This window comes from Flavimaribacter sediminis, assembly GCF_019492055.1.
Taxonomy (GTDB): domain Bacteria; phylum Pseudomonadota; class Alphaproteobacteria; order Rhizobiales; family Rhizobiaceae; genus Flavimaribacter; species Flavimaribacter sediminis.
In genome coordinates, this window is record NZ_JAICBX010000002.1 from 687,524 (window position 1) to 700,815 (window position 13,292).

Annotated in this window: 10 protein-coding genes; 2 read left to right on the forward strand and 8 right to left on the reverse strand. The window is 59.1% G+C overall.

Annotated features, from left to right (window positions below):
- Positions 1–20 precede the first annotated feature (20 nt).
- The 4 genes from K1W69_RS11425 to K1W69_RS11440 form a co-directional block, all read right to left on the reverse strand.
- Positions 21–1,436 (reverse strand): cryptochrome/photolyase family protein, encoded by a 1,416-nt coding sequence (locus tag K1W69_RS11425; RefSeq protein ID WP_220228477.1) that lies wholly within the window; start codon positions 1,434–1,436, stop codon positions 21–23.
- Between the two features lie 16 nt (positions 1,437–1,452).
- A complete protein-coding gene (locus tag K1W69_RS11430; RefSeq protein ID WP_258570999.1) occupies positions 1,453–2,178 on the reverse strand; it encodes an SDR family NAD(P)-dependent oxidoreductase in 726 nt (241 codons plus the stop codon).
- Positions 2,179–2,249: 71 nt separating this feature from the next.
- Positions 2,250–2,840, reverse strand: coding sequence for a cysteine hydrolase family protein (locus K1W69_RS11435; protein ID WP_220228478.1), 591 nt, complete (start codon positions 2,838–2,840; stop codon positions 2,250–2,252).
- Positions 2,841–2,997: 157 nt separating this feature from the next.
- The gene (locus tag K1W69_RS11440; protein ID WP_220228479.1) at positions 2,998–7,365 is read right to left on the reverse strand and encodes an autotransporter domain-containing protein; all 4,368 of its coding nucleotides are present in this window, start codon (positions 7,363–7,365) and stop codon (positions 2,998–3,000) included.
- Between the two features lie 1,632 nt (positions 7,366–8,997).
- Between K1W69_RS11440 and K1W69_RS11445 the strand changes: the two genes are divergently transcribed.
- On the forward strand, positions 8,998–9,633 hold the full coding sequence (locus K1W69_RS11445) for a L,D-transpeptidase (RefSeq protein ID WP_220228480.1): 636 nt from the start codon (positions 8,998–9,000) through the stop codon (positions 9,631–9,633).
- Between the two features lie 40 nt (positions 9,634–9,673).
- Complete coding sequence (locus tag K1W69_RS11450; protein ID WP_220228481.1) at positions 9,674–10,210, forward strand: OmpA family protein; 537 nt, start codon at positions 9,674–9,676, stop codon at positions 10,208–10,210.
- 3 nt (positions 10,211–10,213) lie between these two features.
- On the opposite strand, the gene K1W69_RS11455 is transcribed toward K1W69_RS11450, so the two are convergent.
- The 4 genes from K1W69_RS11455 to K1W69_RS11470 all read right to left on the reverse strand — a co-directional run bounded on the left by K1W69_RS11455 (position 10,214) and on the right by K1W69_RS11470 (position 13,291).
- Positions 10,214–10,630: an acyl-CoA thioesterase gene (locus K1W69_RS11455; RefSeq protein WP_220228482.1), complete on the reverse strand. Its 417-nt coding sequence runs from the start codon at positions 10,628–10,630 to the stop codon at positions 10,214–10,216.
- Positions 10,631–10,739: 109 nt separating this feature from the next.
- Complete coding sequence (locus tag K1W69_RS11460) at positions 10,740–11,645, reverse strand: SMP-30/gluconolactonase/LRE family protein (RefSeq protein ID WP_258571000.1); 906 nt, start codon at positions 11,643–11,645, stop codon at positions 10,740–10,742.
- Positions 11,646–11,787: 142 nt separating this feature from the next.
- Positions 11,788–12,810: a histone deacetylase family protein gene (locus tag K1W69_RS11465; protein WP_220228484.1), complete on the reverse strand. Its 1,023-nt coding sequence runs from the start codon at positions 12,808–12,810 to the stop codon at positions 11,788–11,790.
- On the reverse strand, positions 12,794–13,291 hold the full coding sequence (locus K1W69_RS11470) for a GNAT family N-acetyltransferase (RefSeq protein ID WP_220228485.1): 498 nt from the start codon (positions 13,289–13,291) through the stop codon (positions 12,794–12,796). The genes K1W69_RS11465 and K1W69_RS11470 overlap by 17 nt, the downstream gene beginning before the upstream one ends.
- Between the last annotated feature and the right edge of the window lies 1 nt (position 13,292).

The window sequence follows — 13,292 nt, forward strand, 5'->3', positions numbered from 1 at the left end:
CCTGCGTTGGGGCCTGCGCCTCAGCCTTTCGTCTGCTTGAACGCCTCCAGGGCGCGCTCGCGCGAGCCCTTCAGATCGACGATCGGTTCGGGATAGGCATCGCCCAGCTTCACGCCGGCTTTCTCCAGAACGTCGGCTGGCGCTTCCCATGGGTTGAATAGCCACTTGTCCGGCATGTCCTTGAGTTCGGGAACCCAACGGCGCGTGTACTCGCCCTTGCCATCGAATTTCTGGCCCTGCAGCACCGGATTGAAGACACGGAAATAAGGCGCGGCGTCCGCGCCGCATCCGGCCACCCACTGCCAGCTCGCCGAATTGTTGGCGAGATCCGCATCCACCAGACAATCCCAGAACCAGGCTTCGCCCTCGCGCCAGTGCAGGAGCAGGTTCTTGACCAGAAAGGACCCCACGACCATGCGGACGCGATTGTGCATGTAGCCGGTCTGCCACAATTCGCGCATGCCGGCGTCGACAATCGGAACGCCGGTTTGTCCGCGTCGCCAGGCGCGCAGGCGCTTCGCGTCCTTGTCCCACGGGAAATCATCGAACTTTTCCTGCAGGTTTTTCACCGGCAGTTCGGGGAAATGGTACAGCAGCGAATAGGAGAACTCCCGCCAGGCAAGTTCGCTGAGAAAATTATCCACATCGGCGCCCTCGCCACTATTGCTGACGGCGTACCAGGCGGTGTTGGGAGAAATTTCGCCGTAATGCAGGTGGGGGGAAAGGCGCGAGACATTGTCCCGATCCGGAAAGTTTCGTCCTGACTTGTAGCCCTTCAGACCGTCTTCAAGGAAATCTTCCAGGCGCTGCTCCGCCGCCTCCTCGCCGACGTCCCAGTGTTCCATCATCGCCTCGCCCCAGTCACGCCCAGGCAGAAGGCCGAGTTCATCCAGCGTGACGGCCATCCCGTCGTCGTCCACCTGCGCCAGCGTCAGGTCCGGCCTGTCGAGCGGCTTTCGCGGCGCGGCAGCCGCCAGGCACCCCTTTTTGTAAAACGGCGTGAAGACGCGATAGGGATCGCCGTCGTCCTTGAGAACCTCCCAGGGCTCCCACAGCAGCGATCCGTTGTCGCTTGAGGCATTGACGCCCGCATCCTGCAGATCCGCCTTGATGGCCTTGTCTCGCGCGATGCGCCACGGCTCGTAGCACCGGTTCCAGTGCACGGAGACGGCGTTGTGCTTGCGGGCGAGTTCAGGGATGATCTTCGCCGCGTCGCCCCTGTACAGACGCAACTTGTTCCGCAGACTGTCATTGAGCGCCTTCAGCGAATGGTGCAGCCAGCAGAGGCTCGCGGCGCCCGGCTTCCAGTCTCCGGCAGAATCCAGATCCAGCACATAAACCGGAATAACGGACCCGCGCTCAGCTGCTGCGCAGAGCGCCGGATTGTCGGCCAGCCGCAGGTCCTGCCGGAACCACAATATTACCGTATCGACCATTGTGTCCTTTCCGTCGTCACGCCGGAATTTCCTTGCCGGCCCAGTCGAAACAACCGCCGCTGTTCGACGGTTCCAGTCCTGCGATCACGTCAAGCAATTTCCCCGCCGCAAATTCCGGTGAAAACAGCTTGAATTCAGGAACCGACTTCTGGAAAGGCCGCGACAATGCGCTGTCAACGGTTCCCGGATGCAGACCGACGATAACGGATTGCGGATTACGCCGGGCAAGTTCGATGCTGGCGGTGCGAATGATCATGTTTAACGCGGCCTTGGAGGCCCGGTAGGCGTACCAACCGCCGAGCCTGTTATCGGAGATGCTCCCGACCCGTGCGGAAAGGGCGGCAATCGTGTAAGGACGCTGACGATACATCAATGGCGAGAGATGACTGACAATCATGGCAGGCAGCACAGTATTCACGGCGAACAGTCGCTGAAGCTGCGCGGCGTCGAGTTCGCGCAGGCTCTTCTCCGGCGCAATTCCTTCGTCGTGCAGTATCCCCGTCGCAATGACAACCAGATCCGGTGGGCTCGGCTCTACAACGGCGCGGCACGTTTCCCTCAGGGAAATTGCGTCGTCGGGATCATAAATCAGGACGCGCACAGGGGGGCGTACATCATCACCCCTGCGCGAAACAGCAACTATATCGCAATCAGGACAACGATCCGCGATGGTCTCCACGAAGGCAGAGCCGATCGCTCCTGACGCGCCGAAGACGACGGCCTTTCCGATTGTACCTTGCAACGCGATAACCTGATCCTTCAAGACGCCAGAGCTGCTCTCCGAACTGTCTACGTCGGATCAACGCCGCTGGATCAGCGCCAATCGTGGTCGCGCGCGACAATGGCGAAGCGATCCGCGAGTTCGGCAAGCGCGACGTCGTGCACCGTCTGCGCGTCGATCACGCCGTTTCTTCCGTCAGGCAGATCGCGCGTGGCGCAAGCGCGGGCGTCAATCGTCACGCGGTAGCCCAGATCGAGCGCGACGCGCGCTGTGGAGCTTACACACATGTGTGTCATGAAGCCGACCAGTATCAGTTCTGTATTCTGTGCATCCTGGAGTTCTTCGGCAAGCGTGGTCCCTGCGAAAGCATTGGGCAAGCCCTTCTCAACAACGGCTTCGCCGTCATGCGGATCAAGCGCCTCGATGAACCGACCGCGATGGGCGTCGCGATCAAAAAGACTTCCGGGCCGCCCTTTATGCGCGACATGAATGATCGGTCGACCAGCCTCACGCATTCGTTCCAGAAGCACAGCCGCCGCTTTCACAGCGTCTGCGCATCCGGTGACTGCGATCGGGCCTTCCACGTACTCGTTTTGCATGTCGATCAAAACGAGGCTCGCCCGATCCAGGCTCGGTGGCTGAAGATCCGCGCCGGCCAGTTCCAGCAATGTCGTTGGCGTCATTTTTTCCTCCGCTGTTCCTCACGTCATTCCACGAAAAGCAGACGAGCGAAAGCCGCCAGCCCCGGCTTGATAAACTATCACGTGCGCTTAACAAGAAAAGGGCGCTCCGGAGAGCGCCCTTGAAAGTCCCGGACCGGGGTCCGGCGTGGCATGACTGCTACCAGGAGTAACGAACACCCATCGTACCGTTTGCGGCCCAGTAGTCGTCGGCGAAGATGTAGTTCGCCTGACCGTACACCGACCAGCTGTTGGCTGCGTCGTACCAGTTGAAGCCGGCTCCGACTTCTCCGAACACGCCGGAGATGTCGTCCTGAAGCGTCAGGCCGGAGATGACCGCAGAATTGTCACCCAGGAACTCGCCGCCGACATAGGCATTGATGTAGGGATCCATCTTTCCGTTACCGACCATCATGCTGGCGCCAACCCGACCACCGATCTTGCCACGCAGGCTATCGTCGCTGTTGATCGACACCGGCGTACCGAGCACGTTCAGGTCGTCGAGGTCGGAACTGACGTAAGCGATGCTTGCGACCGGCTCGATGTAGTAGCCGCCGGCGTTGGTGAAGCGGTATCCGCCTTCGATGCGACCACCGAGGTTAAGGATGTCCGTCGAAGCCGGGGCGCCACCGACCGAGAAGTCGGCCGTCAGGAAGTCCGCCTTGAACAGGGCGTCGATGTAGCCGGGGCCATTGACCCAGGTTGCGTAGATGCCCGCCATGCCGCCGTCGATGGTGGCTTCATCGCCAAGACCGGAGAACTCAACCGAGTTGGTGACGTATCCGCCCATCAGACCAAGCACCAGCGTGCTGCCGTTGTTCATGTGGAAGGCGTGATCGACGCCGCCCTCAATGCCCCAGAGCGTCTCGTTGTAGTCCGTGTTGAAGGATACAAACTGACCCGGGAAGGCTTCGAACGACTGGCTGCCTTCGCTCTCGGCATACTGACCGATACCACGCATCCACACGCCGTTGCCGTTGTTGTTGACCGCAGGCGCTGCGGGTGGAGGCGCTGCCTCGATGAAGTCGGCATTGGCCGTCGAGACGCCCGTACCCGTGGAGCCGTAGATCTCACGCAGGTCGCTGGAGCGGTCGATGTAGCCATCGGCCGTCGTGTGCCACATGTTCTGGGCGATGCTGGCCGCCTGGGCGAACATGTAGGCGCTGGAGTCTGCGTAGGAAGCAAGCACCCAGCCCTTGGTGGCCGGAGCAAAGCCTGGCGTCCACTGTGCGGGATCCGACGGCGCGTCGAGGAACAGGTCGTAGCTGAAGAGACCTGTGTCGATCGGACCGTTTGCCAACACGAAATCGCCGAGATCGGTGTTTCCGGACAGGACCCCGACAACCGGAATACCGACCGGGTTGTAGGCGCCGAAGCCGCCGACATTGTTGACGTAGACTTCTGTCTGGCCGTCGACGTCACCGGTGATGACCAGCAGGTCGGAGGAAGAGGTCCCGACACCGCCGAGTTCAGCGTCAACAGCCAATCGGCTATCCGGATTTCCGACGAAGTTACCGGCTACGACCGTGACGTCACCGACACCGGAATTGTAGACCGGGATTGTGGCCAGACCGTAGTCGGACGTTCCGTTGACCATGCTGAGAAGTCCGTCATTGGCAAACTCGTCAATGCCGAAGATCGGACCGCCGAAGCTCGTGAAGCCGTTAACGTAAATTTCTCCATCGTTGTCGACAAAAGTCTGACCACTAACGCTTGAAAAGGAGAACAACGTAATACCGTCGGTTTCGATCACACCGCTATTTTGTATGTAGGCGGATTGTTGAGCCCAAACGTTGTTAAAGCCCGATGTGGCCCAATATCCGGAGTTTTCGACGAACGCAAAGCTGTTGAAGCTGGTCGCGTTGATATTACCGTAGACATCACCAGAGTTGTAGACTTGGATGTCGTTTCCGGCCAGGACGGAAATCGCATTGTCGTCCCACGCACCGGTATCGCTCATGATCATGCCGTTGCTGGCGTTGTTCACGATCGCCGTGCCATCGGTGCCGACGAAGACAACCGGCTCGAAGAAGGTGCCTTCCCCGCGCAGCAGCCCGTCGGAGGTAACGGTGATATCGTTGTCGCCGAGAACCGAGAAGCTTGTGATCGTCACGGCGCTGCCGTCATCGGCAATGACTTCCGATCCGGTGCCGACCGACACGTTGATGTCGTTCAGGGCAAAGGGGGTGTCAATCTCGATACCGTTGTCACCGGCGACCACGGTCGACGTGCCGTCTACCGAGACGTCGATAGTCGATCCGGCGCCGCCGCTCAGTGTGCGGAAGATATCGATGCCCTCATCAGCGGCGTTTATGTCGGCATTCACGTCGACACCGATATTGCCGGCGCCGAAGATCTTGGTCACACTGATACCGTCGTCGCCGGCAGTGATCACGCCACCGTCCGAACCGTCGCCGGTCGTGCCGCCGTCGCTGGTCGCGATGTTCACGTTACCGTCGGAACCAAAGACAACGGCCTCGATGCCATCATCACCGGTTGCTGTAATACCCGCACCGGCTTCAACCGTGACATTGCCGTCACCGAAGCTCTTGTCGACGAAGATACCGTCATCGCCTGCAGAAATCGCGGCATCCGCCAGGGTGGTGATGGATACGTCGCCTTCCGAGAAGGCTGTGATCGTCTGGATGCCGTCATCTCCTGCGGTGATATCAGCACCGGCTTCGACCATGACATTGCCGTCACCCAAGAGCTTCAGCACGCCAATGCCGTTATCGCCTGCAGAAATCGTAGCATCCGCCAGGGTGGTGATGGAAATATTGCCCTCGGAAACGATGGCAACCGTCTCGATGCCGTCATCCCCTGCGATGATACCAGAACCGGCCTCGACCGAGATATTACCGTCGCCGAAGTACTTCAGAGCGCTGATACCGTCATCGCCTGCCGTTATCGGAGCGGCTGTTCCGGTGCCGATGACGATGTTGCCGTCATTGAGAAGGCTGAGAACTTCAATGCCCTCGTCGCCTGCATTGATGGCGGCTTCCGCACCAACTTCGACGTTGCCGTCGCCGAACAGCTTGGACACCTGAATGCCGTCATTGTCCGCTGCCAGAGTACCGTTGAGGCCTGTGTTGACGAAGACGTCGCCACTGTTGAGCAGACTGACCGCCTGGATCGCGTTGAAGCCTACATTAGCCCCGCTGAAACCTGACACGGACTCGTTGACATCGATATCGATGTCGCCGTCACCGCCGGCATTGAGGGCGCCAACGCCTATGACGTCGGATTCGATAGCAGCGTTGGTTTCAACAATCGCGTCGCCGGATCCACCGCCGAGCTGGACTGCACCAGCGCCGAGAACCCAAGCCTGGGTCATGGCGTTGACCGTAGTCGTTGCGGTGCCTGGTCCGATTGCGACCGAGAGAGCGCCGATGATCGGCGGATCGATGGCGCCGTTGACCGTGACTGTGGCGTTGCCGCCGATGGACAGTGCGCCCACACCGATCAGGCCTGCGTCAGCAGCCGACGTCGAGGCTACCGTGGTCTTGCCTTCCGTGGTGACATTCACGTCGCCGCCGAAAGACGCGCCCACAACGCCGCTGCCTCCAAGACCGCCGCCGAGGTTGGTGTTGGAGGTCGTGTCGCCGGTTGTGATGTTGACGGTTCCGCCGCCGAGACCGGCAACGCCGAGACCGCCGGAATTGGTTTCACCAGTATTGATGGTGACGTTGTTGCCAACACCAACAACACCCGCATCGTCAGCGTTGACGAGACCAGTATCGATATTGGTGTCTCCGCCGCCGAGCGCGAGACCCAGAACACCGATGCCGTCCGAGGAGATAACATTATCGTCACCGTCCGGATCTGGCGTTTCGGAGCTGATATTAACGTCGCCGGTTCCGAGGTTCAGACCCAGAAGGGCAACGCCGGTTGCATCGACGCTGGAATCCTGAGCAACGCCGTCACCGACTGTTACGTTGGCGTCCTCTGTACCGCCGAGAACGACAGCGCCCACACCGATAACCGGCGCCGGAGTCGAGGAGCCAAGCACATTGCCGCCGAACAGGTTTGCCGAGGCGGACCCCGTACCGGACAAAGCGAGAACTCCGACAAGACCGTCGGATTCGACATCGTCGCCGACAGTGGCTGTTGCACTGCCTGAACCAAAGGCGGCTGCAGCGACGCCGACGCCGCCAGCGCCATCCTGGGTCACCAGGCTGCCGTCGTATGTCGTGACCGTGGCGTCACCCGTACCCGCTGTAACCGCTGCTACACCCACCGGTATGTCGAGCGTCGGCAAAAAGCTCACGCTCGTGCTTGTCTGGTTGACATTTCCGTAAACATCGACGTTGGACGTTCCGTTGACCCCGGCAATACCTACGACGCCAGCCGCACTGCCGCTAACGGAAGAGTTCGGTCCAACCATCAGGTCAACATTGGCGTCGCCGCCGGTTGCGACTGCCAGCAGACCTGCCGCAATACCATCGCCACCACCGTTCGTGTCCGTTGCTATGATGTTTCCGTTGATCTCAGCATCAATATTGGAACCACCGAAAGTCAAAAGAGACATACCGTTTGCGGAAGCACCGGTTCCGCCAGTGATGGTCGTACCTTCAGCGGTCAGCACTGTGATCGGTGAATTCGAGTCACTGGTTGAGATGAATACTCCATCACCAATAAGACCGGCATTACCTCCAGTAATGGTTCCGGCATTCATCGTGAAGTTGACCGGTGAATTAACATCACCCGTGAGAAGCTGCAGACCTGGAGCATTTCCGAGAGCACTCCCTCCTGTAACGGAGCCGGCATTCTGAGTGAAATCGATCTGGGAGCCGTCACCATCCGTGCTCAGGCGAAGGCCTGCAGCATCGATTCCGGCACTCCCGCCGGTAATACTACCCGCATTCAGGGTCATGGTTATGTCGGCATTGTCCCCAGTCGTCTGCGCAAGGAAGCCACTTGCAGAACCACCAGCTGATCCCCCGACGATATTAGGAGCCGCGCCGGGTTCGACTTGATTCACTTCAATGACGAGGTACTGACCATTGGCGTCAGTCGAAAGTGATACGCCTGGCTCACTACCAAACAGAGTAAATCCACCGCCATTGACCTGTGAGTTGGTGAATACGAATATTCCTGGATTGGAGCCGGTGTTACCGTTGCTATAGGTAATACCGTCATTATATGGCCCCGATCCGCATCCCACAGTAAAGGGGTTGAGCGGCCCTACAGGGTTACATTCCTCATTCGCGAGAGCCTGACTGGACATCAGTATTCCACCGACGGGAACTGCGAGCGCTGTAAGTCCTACAGCGGATACGCCTGCGACAAGCCTGCGGCGCAAAGTTTTCAGATTGGAAGACGTATTAGTGTGACTCAGCAATTTCTTGCTCCCCCGGTAAAGCGCATTCTCCCGATGAGACTACGCTGATTCAAACTCATATCACCCGATAACAAGGAAGGATTAACACTCGCCAGTTCTTGCAACAACTAAAATGACGCGAAATTTTCTGCATTTTCGATGTAAGTTGTGAATCTGCAACAGTATCTACTTACTGACGAATTCTTGAACGGTCTGAAAGGGAGGTAAACTCCACCAAACTACTGATTCCAAGACAGTTTTAACGTTTACATATTTACCCGAGCCACAGTAGAGATCACCCTTGGAACGCAAGTTTGGGTTGTTTTTTCGCCATCCTGGCCGATTTCAATTTCGCAATACATTATTCGTTTTTGCTTTTAAATTTGTCATTTCAAAATATTCCCCATCGGATTTTGGAATATTTTATAAATTTCTCGTAATTATATGCGAGATATATACACAAACTTATACTTATGCACATCAATAAATTGAAGAGTTAGTCCTTAAAGACTATGGTTAAGGACACGTTTAATCATGATTCAGTGTGTAAGAATTTTTTACAATCAGAGATTCAGTTCAGACCTGACGCATGAATCGGAATGTGTGCGTTTCCGTCATCACGAAACCGTGAACAGCGCTGTTCAGCGCGCGCGAATCAGCCGTGGCGCACACGACCCGAAATGGGTGCGAATCAGCGCCGCAACCGGCCCGGCCAAGAGCGATTTCGACAGGAAACCATGCCGATTCATTGACCTTTTCCCAAATTTGGGCAATCACTAGCAATCATGAACCCGTAGGATGAATTCCGCCGGAATATTTCTCCGGCACAGGAGGATTTACATGAACAGGCGCATTTTTCTTGGCAGCGCGCTCGCTGCGGCGGCGCTCGCACACCCCGGCATTCGCAGCGCAGCGGCCCAGTCGAACGCGTCGCGCTACTTCAAGGGCTCGACGACGGATGGCGGATACACATATCCGAACACAAACTTCGATTCCATCGATGACCGCTGGAAACGCCAGATGGTGAAGTATTTCTCCGACGAGCCGCAGGGCACCGTCGTGATCGATACAAACAACCACTACATGTACTGGATCTGGGAAAACAACACCGCGATCCGCTACGGCGTCGGGGTGGGCCGCGAAGGATTTCAGTGGTTCGGCCGCGCCAATGTCGCTCGCAAGCAGCGCTGGCCCACCTGGACGCCGCCAAAGGAAATGCACGCGCGCCAGCCGGGGCTGCCGCAGATGATGGAAGGCGGCCCCAGAAATCCAATGGGCGCGCGGGGTCTCTACCTGCACAATGACAAGGGCGACACCGGCTACCGCCTGCACGGCACGGCCGAACCCTGGTCGATCGGATCGGACGTTTCGTCCGGCTGCATTCGCATGTTCAACGAGGATATCATCGATCTCTACAGGCGCGTGCCGGTCGGCACCTCCGTCCTGGTGCTGGAACATATATCCGATCGCGCCTGACGCGCCGCCATCCGATACTTAAAGGCAGGTTTCGATACCCATGAAGTCCATCTTTCACGCATTGATCGCATGCGCCCTGCTGGTCGGCGGCCTCGGCGCCTCCGGCTGCACAACTGCAAGCCTCGGCGACCCGCTGAGCGGCAGCACGGACGATCCGGCCGTCGGCTTTGCGAATGCGAAATCCGACAGCGAAGAGAATTTCGTGATGACCGTCGGGCGACGCATCTATTTTGCTTCCGGATCCGCCAAGTTTGACGATGTGGCGCTGGAAACGATGGACCTGCAAGCCCAGTGGCTGGTGCGCCATCCAAAATGGCTGATCAAGCTGCAGGGTTTCGCCGATGACCCTGGTTCCGACGCAGCCAATGTGGCGCTGTCCGACAAGCGGGCGAACGCGGTGATGGACTATCTGGCCTCAAAGGGCGTCGACCGGCGCCGGATGTGGGCCAAGGGCTATGGCAAGGAGCGCCTGGTGCGCAATTGCTCCGATCTCGCCTGCAAGGCCCAGAACCGGCGCGTGAACGTCAACCTGCGCAAGGAATTCGACGCCGCAGCGCCGCAATATACCGGCGGATAAGATTCACTTCCCGCGGAAGCGGGCGACGACATCCGTTGGAATGGGCGTGGATTGAAGTTCGCCCGTCTCGGGATCCTTCCGCGTCCAGACGCGCGTTTCCCGTACCTCGACGCACAAGGCGCCGTCTTTGGTCAGCGCGTGAACGATATCGAAACTGGATTTGCGAATCTCGGCGATGCTGCTGACGATTTCGATCTCGTCGCCATAGCGGCAAGGCGCCTTGAACTGCGCATTTGTGGCGACCAGCGGACATCCGGCGATGCCATAGCGCGCCACCATCTCCTGCTTTGGCAGCCCCGCCGCCTCGTAGAGCATCGTGACGCTGTGATCGAAAAACGAGAAGAAGTTCGGGTTGAAGACGATCCCGGCCGGATCGCAGTCACCCCATTCGATCCGCCGCGTCAATGTATTGGAAAGCATCGCTTGATCCCTGTCTCGCCGCACCTTGGCGGCGCCTGTCCGATTCGGGACATTATACAGGTTCGAGCGAGCCGCGTTTCACGCCAATTTCGCTGCGGCAAGTTCTTTTTCAGCACCCCGTGGCGTTGACATAGATCGCGCGAAGGGTCGTCGTCGCGCAGATGAACAGACGGTTGCGCTTCGGACCGCCAAAACAGAGATTCGAAACAACCTGGTCAATCAGGATCTTCCCGAGTAACGCGCCATCCGGCGCGAAGCAATGCACGCCGTCACCGGCGGACGACCAGATATTGCCGCCCGTATCCACCCGGAAGCCATCGAAAAAGCCTTCGCTACAGGTCGCAAAGTCGGTTCCCGCGCCAACCGAACGCCCGTCCGGTGAGACCGGATAAGCCCTGATAACCGGCGCGCAGTCAGGAAAATGCGTCCCACCCGTGTCGGCGACGTAAAGCAGGCTCTCGTCAGGCGAAAATGCAAGACCGTTCGGTTGCTTCATGTCCGAGATCACACGCGTGATCTCGCCCGCCGGATCGATGCGGTAGACATGGCGGCCGTCCTGTTCGGCAGGGGCGGCGTCGCCCTCATAATCGCTGTCGATCCCGTAGGAGGGATCGGAAAACCAGATCGACCCGTCCGATTTGACCACAACATCGTTCGGCGAATTGAGCGGCTTGCCTTCATGGGCGTCTGCAAGCACCGTGCGGGTTCCATCATGCTCGTAGCGACTGATGCAACGCGACCTGTGCTCGCAGGCAATCATCCGGCCCTCGCGATCGAGCGTGTGGCCGTTCTGGTTGCGGCAAGGCTGTTCGAAGGCAGCGACCGCGCCGTTCATCTCGTCCCAGCGCAGGATCCGGTCATTGGGGATGTCGGACCAGATGACGTAGCGGCCGGCGTGAAAATAGACCGGGCCTTCCGTCCAGCGTCCACCATCCCAGAGAACTTCCGGAGCGGCGTTGACGTGGATGAGGCCGGCGAAACGCTCATCAAGGATTATATAATCGGATGCAGACAATGTGTTCCCCCCGGAGTTTCGGCCCGCGCGCAAGCTACCCGTAATTGACATCGCAGTCCAGAAGACAAGGGATTGCGCGCCGCAGCGCGACCTTGGCTATTGGTATCCGGTTTTCGGCCCATATTCGCTTGTTGCTTCGCGCTCAGACAGCCTGGAAACCTTCAAGCAAGCTCGCAAGATTGGCGCCCAATCCGTCGCAGAGATAACCGCCCTCCTGGACGAAGAGGACCGGCGCGCCAAATGACGCAATGGCCCCGCCTATAACCGCAAAACCGCCGGTCGTGACAGCCAGCCCCTTAAGCGGATCATCTTCATAGGCGTCGAGGCCGAGCGCAACGACGATGACATCGGCGCCGAATGCGGCAATCCTTTCGAGCCCGGTCTTCAAGGCTCTCATGTAGTCGCCGTCGCCGGTTCCGCGCGGCAGCGGCAGGTTGAGATTGCAACCCAGCCCCTCGCCTTCGCCGCGTTCGTGGGCATGACCCCAGAAGAACGGATAGAAGCGAACGGGATCAGCATGGATTGAAACTGTCAGGACATCGCTTTGCCGATAAAAAATGCCCTGTGTTCCGTTCCCGTGGTGGACGTCGACGTCGAGGATCGCCGGCCGCAGACCTTTGCCAGCCAGATAGCGGGCGGCGATTGCGCTGTTGTTCAAAAAGCAGAATCCGCCCGCCAGGTCGCCGAAGGCATGATGGCCGGGCGGACGGCTCAGTGCATAGGCGGCGCGTTCTCCGTCCAGGATCGCCGCCGCCCCGGAAATGGCCGTCTGCGCCGACCAATAGGCCGACGCCCAGGTGTCGGCAGAAATCGGACAGGATGTATCAGCCTGATGGAATCCGGCCTGCCCGACCGCCGACCGGGGGTAACTGGCGGTGCGGTTATCCGGGTGGATATTGGGGATCACCTCTTCGGAAGCACCCTCGATCCGCATCCAGCGTTCGTGGATCGTCTGCAGAAAGACCAGATATTCAGGCGAATGCACGGCTGCAATCGGACCCGGGCCATGATCATCAGGCGCCTCGAACACACACCCGGCGGCTTCGGCCCCGGCCTGCAGCACCTCGACCCGGCGCGGCTGTTCGGGATTCTGCAATATGGCGCCGTTGGCCATGAAATGTTTCGGATCGTGTCGCGCCTGGCGCGGATCAACTATCGCCTTCATCGTCTATCCCTGAAAGTTCCTGCAATTGCTCTCCGGAGAGGATCAGATAATGTTCCTCGTCGTTTTCCATAAATCCGAGCTTCTCGTAGAAGGCGCGCGCACCCGTGTTGTCGTGATAGACGGTCAGTCTGATGTAGGTCGCGCCCCAGCGCTTTCTTGCATCGTCGAGGGCGGCCGCCAGCAGGCGCCGGCCGAGACCGGAGCCCCGAACGGCATCGCTGACCCAGAGATCCGAAACATAGATCCCGGATGCGCCGCGCACGGTGGAAAAAACGGGCGAATAGAGGGCGACGCCCGAAACCGTCTGGTCCCGTTCGGCGACAAGCGCCCGGAAGCTCGGATGATCGCCGAAGCCGGCGCGACTCAGATCGTCGGCGGTCGCCTTGTGGCTATCGCCCATATGCGCCGAAAGATCCCGAAGCGCTGCGTCGAGAGCCTCGATATCCGCGATCGTCGCCGGTCTGATTTTGTCACAGGTCATT